We start from the raw sequence: 20,339 nt of genomic DNA, 5'->3' as shown, positions 1-20,339 counted from the left end.
CGGTTGCATTCATTTTGGTGATGACCGGGGCCAAGGGTTTGAATTGGCGTCTATCTGACTATGTAGTATGGTCGAGGGCAAGAGAGGATGGACCCATGGCCGAAACACGCGCGAAACTGACCGAAATTGATCCGGTCTGGCAACGTATCACCTCCGAGGCGCATGAAGCGGTTCGTGATGAACCCCTCATGGGCGGTCTGGTTCATGCCTGCGTCCTGCACCACAAGACGATGGAACGGGCGCTGTCCTATCGGTTCGCGGCCAAGCTGAACTCGAACGAGATGTCTATGGTCATCCTGCGCGAAATCGCGGATGAGGCCTATGCCGCCGACCCGTCGCTGCTCGAAGCGGCGCGCGCGGATCTGGTGGCCGTCTATGAGCGCGACCCCGCCTGCCACCGTCTGTCGCAGCCGATCCTTTACTTCAAGGGCTATCAGGCGGTGCAGGCGTATCGCATCGGTCATTGGCTGTGGACCCAAGGCCGGTATGACCTGGCTTATTTCATCCAGATGCGCACCTCTGAAATCTTTGGCATCGACATCCACCCCGCTGCACGGATCGGCAAGGGCATAATGATCGACCACGCCCATTCCATCGTGATCGGTGAAACCGCCGTGGTGGGCGACAATGTCTCGATGCTGCATTCGGTGACACTTGGCGGCACCGGCAAGGAAGAAGAGGACCGTCACCCCAAGATCGGCGATGGCGTCCTGATCGGGGCCGGGGCCAAGGTGCTTGGCAATATCAAGGTCGGCCATTGCAGCCGCATCGCCGCCGGGTCCGTGGTTCTGGAAGAAGTGCCGCCCTGCAAGACCGTCGCCGGTGTTCCCGCAAAGATCGTCGGCGAAGCGGGCTGCGACCAGCCTTCGGTCAGCATGGATCAGCGGTTCAAGGGGTAAAGCGCTGTCAGGCGGGGATTTTCCGCCTGACCAAACCGCTTGGCACTATTTGCAATAGGTTTACCTTCACGATATATGTCAGAGGCAGAAGAAAGGAGGATGTCATGAGCTTGCGCCAAGCAATTCAAAAATACAAAGTGAATGCTGCGCTGACCGGCATCTCTTTCATTGGTCTTGTCGTTTTGGCACAGGCCGCGATTCTGGGCTGAGCCCAATTCTGGTCAATCAGCGCTTGTTGCCAAGGTCGATCAGCAGACCGACGACCATCCCAAGAAACCCATATCCGATCAGCGCCTCTATTCCGGCAATGGTGCGCATCCGCACGACCGGTTGGAAGTCACCATAGCCCAGAGTTGTGAAGGTCACGGTGGAATAGTAAAGACCGCTAACGAACCCCTGATCCAGAGAGACCACCGGCGCGCCGGATGTGACCGGCAGCCAGTCGGCCACATGGCTGGTCCCGATCGGTGTCAGAAACCTGGGATCGGACAGCATGACGCCGCTGGTTCCCGGGCAAAGCGGCGCGGTACAGAGAATCCCCTCGGCCCGATAGAGAAGCGCGAAGAACAGGATCAGCGCGATGCCGCTGACGAAAATCGCCAACCAGACCAGCCGGTCGTCGACCGAATGGTTGAAATGCGACCGGAAGATCGAAAACAGCGCAACACAGATCAGCGCGAGCCCGGGATAAACCGATGGGACTCCAAATATGCTGTTGGAGAGGATGTTTTCTGCCCCGAACCCGGCAAACAGCGCGGCCAGGCACAGGAAACATGCCGGCGCCAGGCAATTGACAACGGTTGGCCAGATATGGTGCTGGGGCATGCCGTGTGCCCTTATGCCAGCATCGCCATCGGGTTTTCCAGGTTGTCGACAATCGCCTGCAACAGTTCGGCCCCCAGCGCGCCGTCGATGACGCGGTGATCAACCGACAGGGTCACCGACATGACCGTGGCCACGGTGACTTCTCCGTCCTTGCCAACCACGGGTTTCTTCACGCCTGCGCCAACCGCAAGGATCGCGCCGTGCGGCGGGTTGATGACCGCGTCGAAATTGTCGATGCCGAACATGCCAAGGTTCGAGATCGCAAAGCTGCCGCCCTGGTATTCATGCGGGGCCAGCTTGCGGTCGCGGGCGCGGGTGGCGAGGTCTTTCATCTCGGCGGAGAGGGCCGACAGGGATTTCTGGTCGGAATCCCGCAGAACCGGGGTGAAAAGACCGCCTTCGATAGCAACGGCCACCGCGACATCCGATGGTTTCAGCTTCAGGATACGGTCACCGGCCCAGACCGCATTGGCATCCGGCACCTGTTGCAGCGCCAGCGCGCAGGCCTTGATGATGAAGTCGTTGACCGACAGCTTCACCCCGCGCTTTTCCAGTTGCGCGTTCAGATCGGCGCGGAAGGCCATCAGCGCGTCCAGACGGATATCGCGGCGCAGATAGAAATGCGGGATCTGCTGCTTGGCCTCGGTCAGCCGGGCCGCGATGGTCTTGCGCATGCCGTCCAGCTTGACCTCTTGGAAGTCGCGGTCGGCATAGATCTTGGCCACCGCGCCCGCATCGACGGTCTGCGGTGTCGGGGCAGGGGAAGCGCCCGCTTTCGGCGCCTCGGCTGCCGCGGCGGGTTTCGCCTGACCGGGCTGCGCCGCTTCGACATCGGCCTTGATGATCCGCCCACGCGGGCCGGACCCTTCCAGCGCGGCTAGGTCGATGCCCTTCTCCGCCGCGATCCGCCGCGCGAGAGGCGAGGCAAAGACCCGGTCGCCGCTGGCCGCTTTTGGTGCAGCGGGGGCCGCAGCAGGCGCGGCAGGGGCAGGCGCGGGTGCGGCTGCGGGGGCGGTTGTCCCGGCGTCCGCAGGGGCAGGGGCCACCGTCGCGCCAATGTCGTCGGCGCTTTCGCCATCTTCCAGCAGAACCGCAATGGGCGTGTTCACCTTGACGCCTTCGCTGCCCTCGGCAACCAGGATCTTGCCGACGATCCCTTCATCGACGGCCTCGAACTCCATCGTGGCCTTGTCGGTCTCGATTTCGGCGATGATGTCGCCTGACGCGACCTCGTCACCTTCCTTCACCAGCCATTTCGCCAGCGTGCCTTCCTCCATCGTGGGCGACAGGGCGGGCATGAGGATTTCTGTGGGCATCAGGAGTCCCTCCTCACATTAATTCGATCAAACGGTTTTCTAAGGACCCCACCTGCAAGTTTGGATTTGTAAGCTTGCAAAATCTGGTCAATGTTTGCCTCAACCCAGGCTTGGCGCTCTTCGTCCGAGGAGTTGTCTCCCACTTCATCGTCCAACAACTCTTTCGAAATCAAAACCCAGTCCTTTTCGCCATCTCCTACGATTGGGAACTTTAGTCCTTTGCCGCCATGGCTCTGAAACTCTGGTTTCTTCATTTCCTAGCCTCCCTCAGCGATAGGTGACTTGTTTCACCGCCGCGATCACCTCATCCGTGGTGGTCAGCGCCAGTTTCTCAAGGTTGGCGGCGTAGGGCATCGGAACATCCTTGCCGGTGCAGTTGATGACCGGCGCGTCAAGGTAATCAAACGCGCGCTCCATGATGACCGCCGACAGGTGGTTGCCGATCGATCCGACCGGGAAACCCTCTTCCACGGTCACACATCGGTTGGTTTTCATCACCGAAGCCAGCACCGTGTCATAGTCGATGGGCCTGAGCGTGCGTAGGTCGATCACCTCGGCGTTGATCCCGTCTTCTGCAAGCTTTTCAGCGGCTTCCAGCGCATAGCTCATGCCGATCCCGAAGGAAATGATGGTCACGTCCGACCCCTCACGCCAGATCCGCGCCTTGCCAAACGGCACCGTGTAATCGGCGATATCGGGCACGTCGAACGACCGGCCATAAAGGATTTCGTTCTCAAGGAAGATCACCGGGTTCGGGTCGCGGATCGCGGATTTCAGCAGCCCCTTGGCGTCCGAAGCCGAATAGGGCATCGCCACCTTCAGCCCCGGTATCTGGGCATACCACGCGGCATAGTCCTGTGAGTGCTGCGCGCCAACCCGCGCCGCCGCGCCGTTTGGTCCTCGGAACACCATCGGCGCCCCCATCTGACCGCCCGACATATAAAGCGTCTTGGCAGCAGAGTTGATGATCTGGTCAATCGCCTGCATCGCGAAGTTGAAAGTCATGAACTCGACAATCGGCTTCAGCCCGCCAAAGGCCGCGCCAACACCAATCCCGGCGAACCCATGTTCCGTGATCGGCGTGTCGATCACCCGTTTCGAGCCGAACTCATCCAGCAATCCCTGGCTGATCTTATAGGCGCCCTGGTATTCAGCGACCTCTTCGCCCATCAGGAAAACGTCTTCGTCGCGGCGCATTTCCTCGGCCATGGCGTCGCGCAACGCCTCGCGCACGGTCTGCTGCTTCATCGGCGTGCCCTCGGGCCAGTCGGGGCTGGTGTCCGGTTTCGGCGCGTCGGGTGGGGCGGACTTGGCTTCTGCGGGCGCAGAGGCAGGCGCGGCGGTGTCCGGGGCAGGGGCAGGGGCCGAGGCCGCGACATCGCCGACCTCTTCGCCGTCTTCCACCAGAACTGCAATCGCCGTGTTCACCTTGACGTTCTCGGTGCCTTCGGCGACCAGGATTTTGCCGATCACACCTTCATCGACCGCTTCGAACTCCATCGTCGCCTTGTCGGTCTCGATCTCGGCGATGATATCGCCCGAGGACACGGTATCGCCCTCTTTCACCAGCCATTTCGCCAGCGTGCCTTCTTCCATCGTCGGCGACAGGGCGGGCATCAGAATTTCGGTTGCCATGTCACTGCACCTCCGCTTCTGCATAGATATCGGTCCACAGCTCGGACACATCCGGCAGCGGGCTTTCCTTGGCGAAATCGGCGGATGCGTTGACGACGGCCTTGATCTCTTTGTCGATGGCCTTCAGATCGTCCTCGGACGCATGTTTTCCGGTCAGCAGCATGTCGCGGACCTGATCGATCGGGTCACGTTCCTCGCGCATCTTCTGCACTTCCTCGCGGGTGCGGTATTTCGCCGGGTCCGACATCGAGTGCCCGCGATAACGGTATGTCTTCACTTCCAGAATATACGGCCCCTTGCCGGCGCGGCAGTGCATGACCGCTTTTTCGCCGGCTTCCTTGACCGACAGCACATTCATGCCATCGACGATTTCTCCGGGAATACCAAAGGCTTCGCCGCGATGGTAAATGTCCTTGGTCGAGGTCGAGCGCTGTTGCGCCGTGCCCATGGCATATTGGTTGTTTTCGATCACGAAGATCACGGGCAGTTTCCACAGGGCGGCCATGTTGAAGGTCTCGTAAACCTGCCCCTGGTTTGCCGCGCCGTCCCCGAAATAGGTGAATGTCACGCGGCCATTGCCCTTGTACTTGTCGGCAAACGCCAGCCCCGCGCCCAGCGGCACCTGCGCCGCGACAATGCCGTGACCGCCGTAAAAATGCTTCTCCTTCGAGAACATGTGCATCGAGCCGCCCTTGCCCTTGGAATAGCCCCCGATGCGGCCCGTCAGTTCGGCCATGACGCCGTTGGGGTCCATGCCGCAGGCCAGCATATGGCCGTGATCGCGATAGGACGTGATACGCTTGTCGCCCTCCTCGGCGGCGGCCTCAAGCCCGACGACAACCGCTTCCTGCCCGATATAAAGGTGGCAGAAACCGCCGATCAGACCCATGCCGTAAAGCTGGCCGGCCTTTTCCTCGAACCGGCGGATCAGCAGCATGTCGCGGTAATACTGTGTCAGCTCTTCGCCCGAAACGTTTGATTTCGCGGCAGCTTTCTGGGTCGTTTTTTTCGCAGCCATCCGACGCCCTCCCGATGCTTGGATAGTTTAGCGTTAAACTAGTCGGGACTCAGGATAGCCAAGCCGAACCCGCAATGCGACCCCTATTTCGGTCGCAGGCCAGCGAGAGAGGGGATCAGCGGATGACGATCTCGTCCGAGCGGATCAGCCCCAGCACGTCACGCGCCTGCTGGTCCAGAAGATCAAGGTCAAGATATTCGTCCGACAGCCGCTCGGTCAGGTTTTCCATCCGCGCGACCTCGGTCTGCAATTCGTGCAGCTCGTTCATCAACGCGGCTTTCTCGGCGCGGATCTCGATCCGGCGGAACAGGCCATAATCGCCCTGAACGGCGGCAAACATGAAATAGATCGCAAGCGCGAAGGCGGTCCCGAAAAATACGAGCGCACCAAGGGCGGGTCTGGATCTCTGGGTTGTCATATCTGCCTCAAATCGCCCGTTTTCGGGTCTGATGACACGAGTATGACACAAGTGATTCGCGCTGTGAATCCCTTAAGAGTCAACGGCTTCCAAAAAGGTGCGGAATTTTGCCGATTTTTGCCGCCCGCGTTCCAGCGCCGTTCAGGGCGTCAGGATCAGGCGGTTCCCGGCGATGGTGATCTGGGAAAACCGCTGCAAATAGCTCATGCCCAGAAGCGATGTGTCCATGTCGCCACCATTCACACGCGCAGGCATGTTGCGGTCCACGACGCCGCCAAGCTGGACCTCGGAAAGCGTTACCGGGGCGGTGCGCACCTCGCCATTGGCGGTCATGGCGCGACCGACAAACGGAAGCTGGTCGGGGTCCAGCCCGACGCGGCGCGCATCCCGTTTGGTCAGCACGATGTCGCTGGCGCCGGTGTCGACGATAAAGGGGATGGGGGTGCCGTTGATCTCGACGTTGATGTGGTAATGCCCATCCATGCCACGCGGAATTTCGATCCGTCCCTGATCGCTGACCACCGCGTTCAGGGGCCGCGCCGCGCCGCGAATGTCGTCCCACATGGCAACGGCGGCCACCACGCCAAGAAAGATCAGCCCCCATGCCAGCGCCTGTTGCATAGTCTTGCCAAGGCTTTGGCGATGGTTGGTGACAAACCAGAACACCACAGCCGCGCCCAGAAGCACCAGATAGGTCAACCTTCCGTAGTCATACGCGTTCATGCCGCTCTCCTCTCATGGACCTATATGGGGATCAGGCGACGAAACCGAAATCCCTGAGGCCCGTCAGGATGAACTGCACCGCAAGTGCCGCCAGCAGCATACCCAGAAGGCGGGTGGCGATATTGATGCCGGTGCGCCCCAGAAGCCGCTCCAGCATCGGCGCCAGCAGGAAAAAGGCCAGAACCACCAGAAGCACCGCCGCCGCCACGCCCAGCACCATGACCGACCCCATCAGCGACGGGTTTTGCCCGGCCAGAAGGATCACGGTCGCAATCGACCCCGGTCCGGCAATCAGCGGCAGGGCAAGGGGAAAGATCGACGGATCCGGGGTTTCCTCTTCCTCGGCCTGATCCTCGCGGCGCTTGGTGCGGCGTTCAAACAGCATGTCGAGCGCGGTCAGGAACAGCAGAACCCCACCCGCGATGCGGAAGGCGGGCATCGAGATGCCGACAAAGCCAAGCACGCTTTCGCCAAAGAAGGTAAATACCGTCAACAGCGCCAGCGCCGTCGCACAGGACCGCAGCGCAATCGACCGCCTTTCGGCGACGCTTGCGCCCTGTGTCAGCGCGACAAACAGCGGCATCAGCCCAATCGGGTCGATGATCACAAAGAGAGTGACAAAGGCGGTGATCAGAAAGGAGATGTCCATGTCTCCACCCCTAGTCGATTGCGCATCCCGATCAACCGTTTTCTTGGCGTTGCCCGCGCCCCGGACAAAGCGGTCAGCTGTGTTCTACAAAGGTCACGTCACCCGATGGCAGATGCAGCACCCAGGATTTCTTGTCACCCGCGACCGTATAGGTGCCCTGTTGCAAGGGGCCGAAGAACTGCGCAATCGTGATCGTATTGCCAGCGCCGGTCGTGAGGGCGCTGCGCCGTTCCCGCGTGGTCATATGGGTGCCCGTGTCGGTATAGGTGCCGATGCCTTCGCTGTCGAACTGCCCGTCCAGCGACCAATGATAGGTATAGCTGCCATCCGCCCGGATCAGCCATTCCTCGCGCCAGGTGCCGCTGGTATCGGCCTCGAACCGCTCCCACAGGCCAAACAGCGTGCCCGCCCCGCTGATCCGGGTCAGCACCCAAAGCGGGTTGGTGCCGGGAAAGGTGGCCGTCTTGTCGTCGGACGAGATCGTATAGGGCCAGGGTTTGCCGAGGATCCACAATTCCGCGTCAGAGGTGATTTCGACGGGCCGGGAACCACCGTTGTTCCAGGTGCCGACAAGGTCAGGGTCGATGGTCATCAAAACGTCTCATGCAAATGCGCGATGAGGCAAGCCTATCGCCCATAAATGGCGAAGGCCAGTTCTGGCCTTATTCCGCCCCTTCAAGCCGCTCCAGCGCGTCCATCCACAGCGCTTCGGCGCGGTCCAGCCCTTCGATCACCTCGGCATGTTTCTTCTGCCAAAGCGCGATCTCATCCTGTTTGTTGCCGTCATAAAGCGCGGGATCGGCCAGCTTCGCGTCCAGCTTCTCGCGCATCTCGGTCAGCTTGCCGACGCGCTCCTCGCATTTGCGGACCTCGGCGCGCAGGGCCAGAACCGCGTCGCGCGACGCGCGTTTGGGCTTTTCCGGCTTTGCCTTCTGCACCGGCTTGTCGGCGGCCAGCAGCATCTCTCGATAGCTTTCCAGATCGCCCTCGTAAGGCGCGACCGACCCGTTTGACACCAGCCACAGACGGTCGGCGGTCATCGAAAGAAGGTGCATGTCGTGGCTGACAAGGATCACCGCCCCGCCATAATCGGTCAGTGCTTCGACCAGCGCCTCGCGGCTTTCGATATCCAGGTGGTTGGTCGGCTCGTCAAGGATCAGAAGATGCGGCGCATCCAGCGTCGCCAACAGAAGCGACAGCCGCGCCTTCTGCCCGCCCGAAAGGTCGCCGACCAGCGTTTCCGCCTGATCCGCCATCAGCCCGAACCCAGCCAGGATCGATCGGTGCTGCCCCGGCAACAGGTTTGGCCGCTCGCGCCGGACGTGATCCATCGGCGTTTCATCGACATGCAGCTCATCCACCTGATGCTGCGCGAAATAGCCGATTTTCAGCTTCGAGGCCCGCACCATCTGGCCATCCATCAGCGCCAGCCGGTCACTGAGCAGCTTGGCCAGCGTCGACTTGCCCTGACCGTTCTTGCCCAGAAGCGCAATCCGGTCGTCCTGATCGATGCGCAAATTCAGCTTCTTCAGAACAGGGGTGCCGTCATAGCCCACTGACCCGCCCTCGATCCGAATGATCGGCGGCGAAAGCTCGGTGGGTGAGGGGAAGGAAAACGCGCGCAGCGCGGCCTCTTGCGGCGACGAGATCGGCTGCATCCTGGACAGCGCCTTCAGCCGCGACTGCGCCTGTTTCGCCTTGTCCGCCTTATAGCGGAACCGATCGACATAGGATTGCAGATGGGCGCGGCGGGCTTCCTGTTTCTTGGCCATCGCCTCGGCCTGAGCCAGCCGCTCGGCGCGTTGACGGGCGAATTGGTCATAGGGCCCCTGGTAGAAGGTCAGCTTCTTGTCCTCAAGATGCAGGATCGCACCGACCGCCCGGTTCAGTAGACCCCGGTCGTGGCTGATGATGATGACCGTATGGGGGTATTTCGCCAGATAGCTTTCCAGCCACAGCGCGCCCTCAAGATCAAGGTAGTTGGTCGGCTCGTCCAACAGCAGAAGGTCGGGCTGTGAAAACAGGACAGCGGCCAGCGCCACCCGCATCCGCCAGCCGCCCGAGAAATCCGAACAAGGGCGCGACTGGTCGGCAAAGTCGAATCCCAGCCCCTTCAGGATCGCGCTGGCGCGGCCCTCGGCGGACCACGCGTCGATATCGGCCAGCCGCGTCTGCACCTCGGCGATACGGGTCGGGTCGGTCGCGGTCTGCGCTTCGGCCAGAAGTGCCGCGCGCTCGGTATCGGCGGCCAGCACCGTATCCAGCAGCGAGGTTTCCGATGACGGCACCTCTTGCGCCACCCCGCCGATCCGGGCGCGGGACGGCAGCGAGATCGCGCCCGATTCCAGCGCCAGTTCGCCCCGGATCAGCCGGAACAGCGTGGTCTTGCCGGTGCCATTGCGCCCGACCAGGCCGACCTTGTGGCCTTCGGGAATGGTCGCCGACGCGCCCTGAAACAGGGGGCGTCCGGCCACGGCATAGGTGATATCGTCGATCCTGAGCATGGGCGACGGGCTGACGGACCGCCCCGGTCTTGTCAACAGGAAAGCGCAGCCCGGCGGGGGATGTTGCGCCTGGCAAATGTCGCCAAAACTCTCTTTATCCCCCCAAGGCGCCATGCTAAGGGCAGCGCCAGATTGTTTTCTTCAAGAAATGAGGCCCAAAATGGCAACTGAACGCACCCTGTCGATCATCAAACCCGACGCCACCCGCCGCAACCTGACCGGCAAGATCAACGCCAAGTTCGAAGATGCCGGCCTGCGCATCATCGCACAAAAGCGCATCCACCTGACCAAGGCACAGGCCGGCGTGTTCTATGCCGTCCATGCCGAGCGTCCCTTCTATGACGAACTGTGCGAATTCATGGCCTCCGAGCCGGTTGTCGTGCAGGTGCTGGAAGGCGAAGGCGCAATTGCCAAGAACCGCGAAGTCATGGGCGCCACCAACCCCGCCGACGCCGCACCGGGCACCATCCGCGCCGAATTCGCTGAATCGGTTGGCGAAAACTCGGTCCACGGCTCGGACGCGCCGGAAACCGCCGCAGTCGAGATCGCCTATTTCTTCTCGGGCCTCGAACTGGTCGGTTAACGAGTTGGAAGTGGGGGCCAGCCTCCACACCGCCTGATCACGTGGGGGCCAGCCCCCACACCCCCGAGGTATTTCGGGCAAGAGGAATTCAGGGGCGTTTTTCGATGACCCCGATCCTGTCGAGGGCCGCTTCGAATTCGGAGCGGCCCTTGTCATGTGACCGCGCCTTGATGGCGTCGAACCGCTTGCGCAGCTCTGCCTTTTCGCGACCCTTGCAATCGTTCCAGGGCCGGCCCTGCAGCCCCATCACAAGCACATAATAGCCGATGAAATGCGGCCTGGTTCCGGTTTCCAGAAGCCGGGCATAGGCCGCGTCCGCGCCCAGATCGCGCAGCATTTCAGCCGAGGTGATGCCCGCTCGGGCGCAGGCGGCCTCGTAGGCGGGACCAAGGTTGCGGATCGAGGAAACAGGGGTGGTCATGGCGCCAGCATATCCCGCGTCGATCCGGGCGTCATCCGCTCAGATCATCGCCCAGTCGTCAAAAAGCGGTTTCTTCGGCTCGGGGCGCGGGTGCACGCGCTTTTCCGACGGCTGTTGCGGCTTTGAAGGCCGCGGCGGTGGGGGTGTTTTGCCTGTGTCGGGCATCTTTCCTGCTCCTGTTCATCGGTCTACAGGGCCTGCCCGGACGCGCCGGGCGGGGCGCTGTGGTCATGGGGGCAGGTCACCAGCATTGATGCTGCAAGGATTTATCGACCCCGATCTGTTCGAACTGCGGCGGCTGGCACATTCGGTCACGAACAAGATCACGCCCGACGATCTGGCCAGCTTACGTCGCTTTGCGGACAAGCTGGTACCACGTTGAACAAGCCGACATAATGCAGCGGACAACAAGAGGCGCAGTGATGACCGACAAATCAAAATGGACAGTGGAACAAAAACGGCTCAATCTTGAACAGGCGTTGCGGACGCATGAACGCAATGACGCGATGATGGCGGACAGCCGAAAATTTGCCATTGAGGCGGCCAATGTTGCCATTCGAGCGATGTTGTTGATCAATGGTGGTGCGGTCGTTGCCTTGCTTGCATTCATTGGTACGCTCGAAAGCGGCAACCATGAAGCCGTAGACGTAAAGCAATTCGTTTCGGCATTGCGGTGGTTCGCATACGGCGTGGGTTTGGCGGCTGTGTCGGCTGGACTAGCTTATCTCGTCAACATGCTGGATACCGACATTTTGCAGTCACGCGATTACACTTGGGATCACCCCTATGTTGTTGAGCAGCCAAAGCAGGCTTGGTTGATTAGGATTAGGGTTGTTCTTCATCTACTCGCAATTGCCTTGGCTGTGATGACGCTGACCTCATTTTTCCTAGGTATTAACGGGGTTGTGGATGCTGTTGTCAGTCTTGGCCTGTAAGCAATCCCAACAATCAGTAGGCAAGTTCAGTTTGATTTGCCCAAATTCACGCAGTGATTTGCCTACCATTTGCCTATTTATACCCAAAGCAAGCATGGTGCTAGAGATCAAAAAACCCCTCTAAGGATTTGACCTTAAAGGGGTTTTTATGGCTCCGGCGGTAGGGATCGAACCTACGACCAATTGATTAACAGTCAACTGCTCTACCGCTGAGCTACGCCGGAACACGGGCGCTGATATAGCCCCAGATTTTTGAGAGGTCCAGAGGGTTTCGACACTTTTTTGAAGTTTTTGTGTGACCTTTTCAAAGGCGGCGGAAAACCGCATCGGATTCAAGGGTTTGCTCGGGGGCGGTCAGTTTTCTTCCTGTCAAATCAACAAGATGGGCAAAGACATTGCGCGTGGCGGCGCCGATCAGGGCAGGGGGTGTTTCGGTGTAGATCCGCGTCGCCAGATCAAAGGCGCGGGCCGGGCCGTCGGCAAGTGCGGCAAGGATTTCCGCCTCGCGCGTTTCCCGGTGGGCGATCAGCCAGTCCAGCCGGTCCAGCGGGGTCTCGATCGGTGCGCCATGGCCGGCATGAAACACCGTCCAGTCGCCATCGCGCAACATCCGGCAGGACGCCATGAAATCGGTCAGGTCGCCATCGGGGGGCGAGACCAGCGAACTGGCCCAGCCCATGACCAAGTCCCCGGTAAAACAGATATCTCCCATGGCAAAGGCCAGGTGGTTGCCGAAATGCCCCGGTGTGTGCAGGGCGGTCAGAGTGACGTCCCCGACCTGCACCCGATCACCATGCGCCAGCCTCTGGTCGGGGGTGAACCCGGCGTCCACCCCCTCGCCACCGCCGGCAAGACCGCGCTCGGCCAGGTCCTGCATCACCGCGCTGCGACCTGAGAACGCGTCGCCAAAGGCCAGAATCGGCGCGCCGGTGTGATCGGCCAGCGGGCGGGCCAGCGGCGAGTGGTCCAGATGCGCATGAGTGACAAGGATATGGCTGATCCATTCACCCGGACGCAGCACCGCGAGAATCGCCTGAAGATGGGCAGGGTCGTCTGGGCCGGGGTCGATGACGGCGATGTCGCCCTGTCCCACCAGATAGGTGTTGGTGCCGCGAAAGGTCATGGGGGACGGGTTCGGCGCCAGAACACGGCGCACGCCATGTCCCAGGTCTTCGGGCAATCCCGGAGTGGGGTCGAATTTCAGGATCTCTGCGTCCATAGGGCGTCCTTGGGCTTTTCTTCGTGCCATGGACGTTGCATCCTTTGGCCATGACATTCAACTGGCTCAAACGGTACATGCCACGCGGACTTTACGGGCGGGCGGCGCTGATCCTGATCCTGCCCGTGGTGACCCTGCAACTTCTGGTGTCGGTTGTGTTCATCCAACGCCATTTCGAAGGCGTGACCGAGCAGATGTCGCGGACTGTGTCCCGCGAACTTGATCTGTTTATCAATGAGTTATACGTCGAAGGTAATGTGTCCGCCCCGCGCGGCGACATTGAAAGGCTGGCGCGGCGGCTGGGGTATGACATCACGTTCGACGTGCCGATCGAATATGCGGATTCGCGACGGTGGTACGATTTCTCGGGTCTGGTCGTGATCCGCACGCTGCGCGATCTGGTGCCCACCATCAGTGCGGTGCAGCTGCCGGACGACCGGCAGGTCGTGGTATTTGCCAATTCGCAGATGGGGCCGGTACGGATCGAGGTCGCGCGTGAGCGGATGTCTGCCTCCAATCCGCACCAGCTTCTGGTCAACATGCTGGTGTTTGGCGCGCTGATGACGCTGATCGCCTTCGTCTATCTCAGGAACCAGCTGCGCCCGATCACCCGGCTGGCAGCGGCGGCTGAGGCTTTTGGGCGCGGGCGCAACGTGCCTTACACGCCGTCCGGCGCGGTCGAGGTGCGGGCTGCGGGCAATGCCTTTCTCGACATGCGCTCGCGCATCGAACGGCAGATCGAACAGCGCACCATGATGTTGTCCGGGGTCAGTCACGACCTGCGCACGCCGCTGACGCGGCTGAAACTGGGGCTGTCCCTGCTTGAGGATGAGGACCGCGAACCACTGGAACGCGATGTCGAGGACATGCAGCGCCTTCTGGATGAATTCCTCAGCTTTGCCCGCGGTGCCACCGAGGGCGAACCCGAGATGACCGACCCGGCCGATTTCGTTGCCCAGATCGTCGAGGACAGCGCGCGGGCCGGGTTGCCGGTCAGCATCGCCAAGATCGAGGGGCAGGGAAAAATGCCGCTGCATCGCGTCGGCATCCGCCGCGCGGTCGAGAACCTGATCAACAACGCGGTGCGCTATGGTGAGCGGGCCGAGGTCTCGGTCCGGCTCAGCGACAAATCCCTGCGCATCCGGGTGGATGACGACGGGCCGGGTATCCCGGCGGATCGGCGCGACGAGGCGCTGAAACCTTTTGTGCGGCTTGATCCGGCGCGCAATCAGGACAAGGGGTCGGGCGTGGGGCTGGGCATGGCCATTGCCGCCGATGTCGCGCGCGCCCATGGCGGCGTTCTGCGCCTTGGCGAAAGCGACACGTTGGGCGGGTTGCGGGCCGATATCGTGATCGGGCGCTAGGTCCTGGCCCTATAGGTCGATCTCGATCACCCCGTCTTTTTCTGCGGCCCGGCTTTGGCACAGGATGATCGACGTTTCCCGCTGCGCCTTGGACAGGACAAAATCGCGGTGTTCGACGTCGCCCGACACCAGCCCGCATTTGCAGACGCCGCAGATGCCATCGGAGCATTTCACATCGACGTGGATGCCGTTTTCGCCAAGAACATCAGTCGCGGTTTTATCCTTTGGAACAATAAGTTCCCGGCCATCCTTCAGGCGGATGGTAAAGTCGTGGTTGACCCAGTCAGGGGTCTCGGGGACGCTGAAATACTCAAGGTGGCGGGCCTCGTCCGGGAAACCCTGCCGTTCGGCCGCCGCAATTACCCCGTCCATGTAGCGATCCGGCCCGCAGGTATAGACATGCCAGCCGGGTTGATAGCCGGTCAACACCTGATCCAGATCGGCGCGGCTGCCCTGATCCGAGAAATGCAGATGCACGCGATCCGCCCACGGCATCGCCGCCAGATCGTCAAGGAACCCCGCGCCGTCCTTGCGGCTGGCGGAATAGTGCAGTTCGAATTCATGGCCCAAAGCGTGCAGACGGTGGGCAAAGGCGATCATCGGGGTGATGCCGATGCCGCCGCCCATCAGGAAGGTTTTGGTCGCGCTCTCGTCCAGTTCGAAATGGTTGATCGGCTTCGAGATAAAGATCCGCCGGCCCTCGTTGAAAATCCGGTGCATCAGCTTCGATCCGCCGCGCCCCTGATCCTCGCGCAGCACGCCGATCTGGTATTTTGACCGGTCCGCCGGGTCGCCCGACATGGAATATTGCCGCAGGAATTCCGGCGCGACCACGATGTCGAGATGTGCGCCAGCGGTCCACGCGGGCAGGGGGCTGCCGTCCGGGGTGCGGAACTCGTACTTGGTGACGTCGGCGGTCATTTTCTCGGCCCTGGAAATCACCACCTGCACCACCGGCGCGTCGCCGGGCAGCTTGTATTCATGGATATGGCCGCGTTCTCCGCGATCCAGCCGCAGCTTGTATTCCTCGGCAGTAATCATCGCCTGATATGCCTCGATCCCCTTTTCGCGGTCCATCGGGAAGGGATAGGGCCACGGGTGCGGCGCCAGCGGGGCGGGATAGACGGCCAGAGTCTGATCCTCGTATTTCAGGTCCAGATCGGGTTGCAGTCCGCGTTCATTCACGGGATGTTCCGTGGGCTCGTAATTGCCCTCGGGCTGCAACTCCAGGTCCCACCACCATTTCTTGACCGGGTTCAGCCCGCCGTTGCCGACCTTGTCGTCAAGTTTCGCCAGCATCGGCGCGGCTGCGGGGATATGCGACGCCGCCCAGCGGAAGGGCGCTTCGGCAAAGAGCCCCTCCAGGTTCCACGGGCAGGTCTTCATACAGCGCCCGCACATCGCGCCGCCAAGGGTGCCAATGCGATAGGTGGCGCATTTCTGGCTGTCGGATTTCCAGATCTCATAGCCGTTGAACATCAGCTTCGGACCCGCCGTGATCGCCCCCGAGGGGCATTCGCGGGCGCATTTGTTGCAGTTCTCGCAGAAGTTCTGCAGACCGAAATCAATCGGCCTGTCATGGGCCATCGGCATGTCGGTGGTGACGACACCGGATTTGAGGCGCGGGCCAAGGTAGGGGTTCAGGATGACCTCGCCGATGCGGCTGACTTCCCCAAGGCCGGAAAGCAGCAACAGGGGCGGTTGCAGGACCTCTCCATCCATTACGGAATGCGCTTTAGCTTTGTATCCCAAGTTCCTGATTTGCTTGGCAATAACTCCACCCAGAAGCGAGAATCTCAGATAGGCGCGCATGGATTGGGCGACGCTGATCCAGTCGTCCCCGCTGGCGCCTTCCATGGTCTCGTACCCCTGATCCACGATCATCGAGATCGCCTGATCATGGGGCGGGTCGATCGGGTTACCGGTGGCGTCATGGGAATACCAGGCCCAGTCCGGGCAACGCGAAATGCCCACGGCGTCAATGCCAAGGAAATAGCTGGCCGCCTTGACGTTCTGCGCGTTCTTTTCGGCATCCGAGGGGCGGCGGCCATGGGCGCTTTCGCCATCCTGCAACAGCACGAACGCCCCCAGCGCGCGGCGCTGCGCCATCGAAGGGGCCGCTTTGCGGGCGTAATAGCCGCCCGTGGCGTTCTGCTGGTTAGCCTTGCCCATGTCGCCAAACTGGGCGCGGGCGAACATGTCGGCGCGTTTGGGGACACGGGCGACGTTGGGCTCGTCGATGAAGGTCGTCGGCGTTTCGACCCGTTTCAACCGCTCAAACGGGTGCGCCCCGTCGACATAGCGCCGCTTGCGATAGGGGTCGCGGGTGAAGGCGGATTTCGCGTGCCCCTTGCCCAGCCACCAGCCCGGCCCGTGGGTCTGGAAATAGGGCTGTTGGGCCGAGAGCGGCATATCCGGGGCAAGGGCAAACGAGGTGGTGACAACGGCCACCCCGAACCCGGTGCCCAGGAAGGGCGCGACCAGCTGGCCATTCTCGACCCAGGCCAGCCCCGCCGCCACCGCCGCCTTGTTCAGGTCGATATCGGTCGATGTCAGGCTATGGCTGCGCGCGCCATGCCCCAGAAGCCGCAGGTAGTTGCCGATGACACAGGCGGTTTCCGTGGCGCGCAGGCAGGCGCGGTGGCCTTGCGCGTCGATGATCCAGTCCGCGCCGGGTTCGGTGGGCGACGGATCGCGGTGATGTTCATAAAGATAGACGATGGCGTGGGTATGGCCCTCGATGCCCGACGGCGGGGCCTCCATCGAGTCCTTCAGATCGGCCATGATCATGTCGATCCCGGCGGCCAGCGTCTTGGTTTGGCGGGTCTTCAGATCATGCGCCAGACGGTCGATGTCGGGGTTGCGGCGCGGGGTGTCCAACATCATCTCGGGGGTCAGACGGCAGATGCCGACCATCGACGCGTCGTTGAAATAGCCAAATGATTTCAAGTGATTGGCGCGTTCTGTTAAACTATCCGGCGTGACCGATGGCACCTTGTTCACCAGCCCGTCGCGGATCGCGTCCATCATCGCCTGGTATTCACCCATCGCATTGACCAGCGAATGCGGCGTGTCCATCCGGCGAAAGTCCAGATCCGCCATCGGCGGCACGGTTGACAGGTCAGGCTGATTGCCCCGCACCAACCGCTCCAGCGGGTACGGGCCCAGATGCACCGGCCTGTTCTTGTCCGAAAAGAAACGCATCCCCATTGCGTCATGTCCTCCCATCTGCCCGATGAACCCGGGTCTGAATGTTGCAGAGAGGTAAACCTGTTAACAACCAAACCGCAACCCCCGGATGGACCGGGGAAGCGCAGGAAGAGGCGGGTGTCAGAGGGGGGCGATATGCTCTTTCGCCCAGGCCGCGCGGTCATCGGGGCTGGATGGGGCGGACCCGGTGGTCAGCAGGGCCTCGACCGCGTCGATCCGGGGCCGCATGCCGCGTCCGTTGGCGATCTGCACCGCCAGGCCGGGACGGGCGTTCAGCTCAAGGATCTGTGGCCCTTTCTGCCGGTCCAGCACCACGTCGACCCCCATGTAACCCAGCCCGGTGGCTGCAAAGCAGCGCGCCGACAGTTGGGTCAGGCGGTCCCAGCCGGGCACGGTGATCCGGGTCAGGTCGGCCCCGGTGTCGGGATGGGTGGTGACGGGTTTGTCGAACTGGACCGCACGCAGCGCGCGGCCCGTGGCGATATCCAGGCCAACCCCGACGGCCCCCTGATGCAGGTTTGCCTTGCCATCCGATGCCGCGGTCGACAGCCGGGTCATCGCCATCACCGGGAAGCCCTTGTAGACGATCACCCGGATATCCGGCACACCTTCGAAGGAATAGCCTTCGAACACCGGGTCGAAGTCGATCATTTCCTCGATCATGGCGACATCGTTCTTGCCACCAAGCGAAAACAGGCCGGACAGGATGTTGTTCACGTGGCGGGCCAGTTCGTCAAAACCAAAGGCAACGCCCGAGGGCCGCAGATAGGCCTCACCGTCGCGCCCGGCGACCACAAGGATGCCCTTGCCGCCGCTGCCCTGCGCCGGCTTGATGACAAACCGCTTGTGCGGTTCAAGAAACGCAGGCAGGTCGCGCAATTGCCCGGTTAGCCGCACGGCACCGATCAGCGTCGGCGCATCAAGCCCATGCTCGGCAAGCACGCGCTTGGTAATCAGCTTGTTGTCCACCAGCGGGTAAAGGTGGCGGGGGTTGTTCTGGGCGATCAGTTCGACATTGCGGCGGTTCATGCCGACGATACCGGCCCGCCGCAGCGCAAAGGGGGATGCGAAGCGGATCATCACTCGCCCCGCGACAGGGGTTCGAACCGGCGCAGTTCGGACAGCCGGAAGCCGGTGTACTGGCCGATGACAAGGATCACCGCCAGCACCACCAGCAACAGCTCGGGATAGGCGAAGGTCAGATAGGCGATCTCGCGGTTGGTCATGGCAAGATAGGCCAGAATCGCAGTTAACAGACTGCCGCCGCCCTGAACCAGAACGTCCCACATGGCCTCTTCCTCGGCCAGAACGGACATGCGTTCGATTGTCCAGGCGATGATGATCATCGGGAAGAAGGTCACCGACAGCGCCGCCTCGACCCCCATGCGATAGCCGATCACCGACAGCATCAGATAAAGCGTGATCACCACGATCAGAACCGCGGCGATCCGTGGCACCAACAACAGGTTGAGCGAGGTCAGATAACCCCGGATCACCAGCCCGACCCCGACCACGGTGACAAACAGGATCAGGCCCGTCAGCAGCTCGGTCTGGACAAAGACCAGCGCGATCAGGACCGGCATGAAGGTGCCCGATGTCTTGAGCCCGACAAGGTTACGCAGCACCACGACGACAAGCGCGCCAATCGGGATCAGCAGCAGCATGGAAAACGTGTTCTGCACATCCACCGGCAGCGAAAACAGCGAGAAGTTGATCAGCGCGACGCCCTTTGACTGCCCCTGTTCGATGGCCAGCGAGCGCGACGAGATCTGGTCGCGGATCACCGAGAAGGTCAGCGACGAGTCTTTTGCGCCATCGACCTGGAACAGGAATTCGTCCCCGGTTTGCCAGGGCAGGAAATTGTCGGGCATGCCGACGCTGCCCGCCACCGGGTCGATCACCTGCCAGCGGGTGCCGTCCCAGATCTCGATCACCGTGGCAAGCGATTGCTTTCGCTCACTTTTGTCAAGACGGATACCCCGGACCACGGCCGCGTTGATCTCAGCCGACTGCAAAAGGCGGACGACAAGCGCGGCGCGGTCTGCGGTCTTGGCCTTGTCGCCGGCAAGGGTCGTGACCGCCGGGTCGGTGATGTCGTTGAACACCCGGTTCGTCAGGCGCAGGGCAAAGCCGGTGTTGTCGGCGCTATAGCGAAACGCGTCTTCGAGAATGTCGTTGGCGGCCTCGACATCGGCTTCGGCGAAGGGCGCGGGGTCCGGCAGCGCGTCGGGGGCAGGGCGTTTCGCCACGACCCCGCCCGAGGCATAGACGCGGGCCTGGTAATAGAGCCGGACATCCCCCTGCGGCGCGCGCGCTTCCCAGACACCCCGGCGGAACCCGTCGGACTGTTCGACATAGAAGCCAAAGCCGCGCGGGGCCGAGCCCTGATCCACCACATAGAGCGACTGCGTCATGCCAGGCAGGTTGACCTGGGCGCGGACCGGCTGGCCGTCTGCGGTGAACCGCAGCTGTGCCTGCACGGTCCAGACCTGTTCCTGTTCCCCCGGTGTCAGCGGAAATTTCAGCACGACGACCTTATAGGCGGTCAGCCCGAAGCCGATCAGAAGCAGGACGGCCACCATGAGCCTCAGTTGCAGCTTTGCGCTCATGTCAGTGACTC

At 61.8% G+C, this 20,339-nt stretch carries 20 protein-coding genes and 1 tRNA gene; 5 read left to right on the top strand and 16 right to left on the bottom strand.

The genetic code is table 11. The features are described 5' to 3' along the window. Positions 1-95: 95 nt before the first annotated feature. Positions 96-899, top strand: a complete 804-nt coding sequence (gene cysE / locus JQ863_RS13280; protein WP_204114636.1) for a serine O-acetyltransferase — start codon at positions 96-98, stop codon at positions 897-899. Between the two features lie 225 nt (positions 900-1,124). On the opposite strand, the gene JQ863_RS13275 is transcribed toward cysE, so the two are convergent. The 10 genes from JQ863_RS13275 to JQ863_RS13230 form a co-directional block, all read right to left on the bottom strand. Then, complete coding sequence (locus JQ863_RS13275) at positions 1,125-1,724, bottom strand: potassium channel family protein (RefSeq protein ID WP_204114635.1); 600 nt, start codon at positions 1,722-1,724, stop codon at positions 1,125-1,127. An 11-nt stretch (positions 1,725-1,735) separates the two neighbouring features. Beyond that, positions 1,736-3,040 (bottom strand): pyruvate dehydrogenase complex dihydrolipoamide acetyltransferase, encoded by a 1,305-nt coding sequence (locus JQ863_RS13270; protein WP_204114634.1) that lies wholly within the window; start codon positions 3,038-3,040, stop codon positions 1,736-1,738. Then, positions 3,040-3,294: a hypothetical protein gene (locus JQ863_RS13265; RefSeq protein WP_204114633.1), complete on the bottom strand. Its 255-nt coding sequence runs from the start codon at positions 3,292-3,294 to the stop codon at positions 3,040-3,042. The genes JQ863_RS13270 and JQ863_RS13265 overlap by 1 nt, the downstream gene beginning before the upstream one ends. A gap of 13 nt (positions 3,295-3,307) precedes the next feature. Then, the gene (locus tag JQ863_RS13260; RefSeq protein ID WP_204114632.1) at positions 3,308-4,675 is read right to left on the bottom strand and encodes a pyruvate dehydrogenase complex E1 component subunit beta; all 1,368 of its coding nucleotides are present in this window, start codon (positions 4,673-4,675) and stop codon (positions 3,308-3,310) included. Between the two features lies 1 nt (position 4,676). Then, positions 4,677-5,693 (bottom strand): pyruvate dehydrogenase (acetyl-transferring) E1 component subunit alpha, encoded by a 1,017-nt coding sequence (gene pdhA / locus JQ863_RS13255; RefSeq protein ID WP_204114631.1) that lies wholly within the window; start codon positions 5,691-5,693, stop codon positions 4,677-4,679. A gap of 115 nt (positions 5,694-5,808) precedes the next feature. Next, positions 5,809-6,111 carry an FtsB family cell division protein gene (locus tag JQ863_RS13250; protein WP_204114630.1) on the bottom strand — a complete coding sequence of 101 codons (303 nt, stop codon included), beginning with the start codon at positions 6,109-6,111 and terminating at the stop codon, positions 5,809-5,811. Positions 6,112-6,252: 141 nt separating this feature from the next. Further along, positions 6,253-6,834 (bottom strand): retropepsin-like aspartic protease family protein, encoded by a 582-nt coding sequence (locus JQ863_RS13245; protein WP_204114629.1) that lies wholly within the window; start codon positions 6,832-6,834, stop codon positions 6,253-6,255. A 31-nt stretch (positions 6,835-6,865) separates the two neighbouring features. Continuing rightward, positions 6,866-7,483, bottom strand: a complete 618-nt coding sequence (locus JQ863_RS13240) for a MarC family protein (RefSeq protein WP_204114628.1) — start codon at positions 7,481-7,483, stop codon at positions 6,866-6,868. A 73-nt stretch (positions 7,484-7,556) separates the two neighbouring features. Beyond that, positions 7,557-8,075: a hypothetical protein gene (locus JQ863_RS13235; protein WP_204114627.1), complete on the bottom strand. Its 519-nt coding sequence runs from the start codon at positions 8,073-8,075 to the stop codon at positions 7,557-7,559. A 70-nt stretch (positions 8,076-8,145) separates the two neighbouring features. Beyond that, positions 8,146-9,987, bottom strand: a complete 1,842-nt coding sequence (locus JQ863_RS13230; protein WP_204114626.1) for an ABC-F family ATP-binding cassette domain-containing protein — start codon at positions 9,985-9,987, stop codon at positions 8,146-8,148. A 160-nt stretch (positions 9,988-10,147) separates the two neighbouring features. Between JQ863_RS13230 and ndk the strand changes: the two genes are divergently transcribed. Then, positions 10,148-10,570, top strand: coding sequence for a nucleoside-diphosphate kinase (gene ndk / locus JQ863_RS13225; RefSeq protein WP_204114625.1), 423 nt, complete (start codon positions 10,148-10,150; stop codon positions 10,568-10,570). 88 nt (positions 10,571-10,658) lie between these two features. Here the strand turns inward: ndk and JQ863_RS13220 are convergent, their stop codons facing one another. Next, positions 10,659-10,991 (bottom strand): TfoX/Sxy family protein, encoded by a 333-nt coding sequence (locus JQ863_RS13220; protein WP_204114624.1) that lies wholly within the window; start codon positions 10,989-10,991, stop codon positions 10,659-10,661. A gap of 253 nt (positions 10,992-11,244) precedes the next feature. Here JQ863_RS13220 and JQ863_RS19550 point away from each other — a divergent pair, with 253 nt between their 5' ends. Then, positions 11,245-11,373: a hypothetical protein gene (locus JQ863_RS19550; protein ID WP_275411536.1), complete on the top strand. Its 129-nt coding sequence runs from the start codon at positions 11,245-11,247 to the stop codon at positions 11,371-11,373. A gap of 40 nt (positions 11,374-11,413) precedes the next feature. Beyond that, positions 11,414-11,926: a hypothetical protein gene (locus tag JQ863_RS13215; protein WP_204114623.1), complete on the top strand. Its 513-nt coding sequence runs from the start codon at positions 11,414-11,416 to the stop codon at positions 11,924-11,926. Positions 11,927-12,075: 149 nt separating this feature from the next. Here JQ863_RS13215 and JQ863_RS13210 read toward each other — a convergent pair. Further along, positions 12,076-12,150 (bottom strand) — tRNA-Asn (locus JQ863_RS13210). 80 nt (positions 12,151-12,230) lie between these two features. Further along, positions 12,231-13,145, bottom strand: a complete 915-nt coding sequence (locus JQ863_RS13205) for an MBL fold metallo-hydrolase (protein WP_204114622.1) — start codon at positions 13,143-13,145, stop codon at positions 12,231-12,233. A gap of 50 nt (positions 13,146-13,195) precedes the next feature. Here JQ863_RS13205 and JQ863_RS13200 point away from each other — a divergent pair, with 50 nt between their 5' ends. Next, positions 13,196-14,509, top strand: coding sequence for an ATP-binding protein (locus tag JQ863_RS13200; protein WP_204114621.1), 1,314 nt, complete (start codon positions 13,196-13,198; stop codon positions 14,507-14,509). A gap of 9 nt (positions 14,510-14,518) precedes the next feature. On the opposite strand, the gene JQ863_RS13195 is transcribed toward JQ863_RS13200, so the two are convergent. The 3 genes from JQ863_RS13195 to JQ863_RS13185 form a co-directional block, all read right to left on the bottom strand. Next, positions 14,519-17,719 carry a 2Fe-2S iron-sulfur cluster-binding protein gene (locus tag JQ863_RS13195; protein WP_204114620.1) on the bottom strand — a complete coding sequence of 1,067 codons (3,201 nt, stop codon included), beginning with the start codon at positions 17,717-17,719 and terminating at the stop codon, positions 14,519-14,521. Positions 17,720-17,839: 120 nt separating this feature from the next. Beyond that, positions 17,840-18,799, bottom strand: coding sequence for an alpha-L-glutamate ligase-like protein (locus JQ863_RS13190; RefSeq protein ID WP_204114619.1), 960 nt, complete (start codon positions 18,797-18,799; stop codon positions 17,840-17,842). After that, entirely contained in the window at positions 18,799-20,328 is a 1,530-nt protein-coding gene (locus JQ863_RS13185; RefSeq protein ID WP_204114618.1) for a UUP1 family membrane protein, read from the bottom strand. The genes JQ863_RS13190 and JQ863_RS13185 overlap by 1 nt, the downstream gene beginning before the upstream one ends. Positions 20,329-20,339 lie beyond the last annotated feature (11 nt).

It is taken from the genome of Shimia biformata, from assembly GCF_016888515.1.
GTDB lineage: Bacteria > Pseudomonadota > Alphaproteobacteria > Rhodobacterales > Rhodobacteraceae > Shimia_A > Shimia_A biformata.
This window is presented reverse-complemented; position numbering and strand designations above follow the sequence as displayed.

Coding starts and splice junctions, on each gene's coding strand:
- cysE (WP_204114636.1), top strand. CDS start 96: ATGGCCGAAACACGCGCGAAACTGACCGAAATTGATCCGGTCTGGCAA.
- JQ863_RS13275 (WP_204114635.1), bottom strand. CDS start 1,724: ATGCCCCAGCACCATATCTGGCCAACCGTTGTCAATTGCCTGGCGCCG.
- JQ863_RS13270 (WP_204114634.1), bottom strand. CDS start 3,040: ATGCCCACAGAAATCCTCATGCCCGCCCTGTCGCCCACGATGGAGGAA.
- JQ863_RS13265 (WP_204114633.1), bottom strand. CDS start 3,294: ATGAAGAAACCAGAGTTTCAGAGCCATGGCGGCAAAGGACTAAAGTTC.
- JQ863_RS13260 (WP_204114632.1), bottom strand. CDS start 4,675: ATGGCAACCGAAATTCTGATGCCCGCCCTGTCGCCGACGATGGAAGAA.
- pdhA (WP_204114631.1), bottom strand. CDS start 5,693: ATGGCTGCGAAAAAAACGACCCAGAAAGCTGCCGCGAAATCAAACGTT.
- JQ863_RS13250 (WP_204114630.1), bottom strand. CDS start 6,111: ATGACAACCCAGAGATCCAGACCCGCCCTTGGTGCGCTCGTATTTTTC.
- JQ863_RS13245 (WP_204114629.1), bottom strand. CDS start 6,834: ATGAACGCGTATGACTACGGAAGGTTGACCTATCTGGTGCTTCTGGGC.
- JQ863_RS13240 (WP_204114628.1), bottom strand. CDS start 7,483: ATGGACATCTCCTTTCTGATCACCGCCTTTGTCACTCTCTTTGTGATC.
- JQ863_RS13235 (WP_204114627.1), bottom strand. CDS start 8,075: ATGACCATCGACCCTGACCTTGTCGGCACCTGGAACAACGGTGGTTCC.
- JQ863_RS13230 (WP_204114626.1), bottom strand. CDS start 9,987: ATGCTCAGGATCGACGATATCACCTATGCCGTGGCCGGACGCCCCCTG.
- ndk (WP_204114625.1), top strand. CDS start 10,148: ATGGCAACTGAACGCACCCTGTCGATCATCAAACCCGACGCCACCCGC.
- JQ863_RS13220 (WP_204114624.1), bottom strand. CDS start 10,991: ATGACCACCCCTGTTTCCTCGATCCGCAACCTTGGTCCCGCCTACGAG.
- JQ863_RS19550 (WP_275411536.1), top strand. CDS start 11,245: ATGCTGCAAGGATTTATCGACCCCGATCTGTTCGAACTGCGGCGGCTG.
- JQ863_RS13215 (WP_204114623.1), top strand. CDS start 11,414: ATGACCGACAAATCAAAATGGACAGTGGAACAAAAACGGCTCAATCTT.
- JQ863_RS13205 (WP_204114622.1), bottom strand. CDS start 13,145: ATGGACGCAGAGATCCTGAAATTCGACCCCACTCCGGGATTGCCCGAA.
- JQ863_RS13200 (WP_204114621.1), top strand. CDS start 13,196: ATGACATTCAACTGGCTCAAACGGTACATGCCACGCGGACTTTACGGG.
- JQ863_RS13195 (WP_204114620.1), bottom strand. CDS start 17,719: ATGGGGATGCGTTTCTTTTCGGACAAGAACAGGCCGGTGCATCTGGGC.
- JQ863_RS13190 (WP_204114619.1), bottom strand. CDS start 18,799: ATGATCCGCTTCGCATCCCCCTTTGCGCTGCGGCGGGCCGGTATCGTC.
- JQ863_RS13185 (WP_204114618.1), bottom strand. CDS start 20,328: ATGAGCGCAAAGCTGCAACTGAGGCTCATGGTGGCCGTCCTGCTTCTG.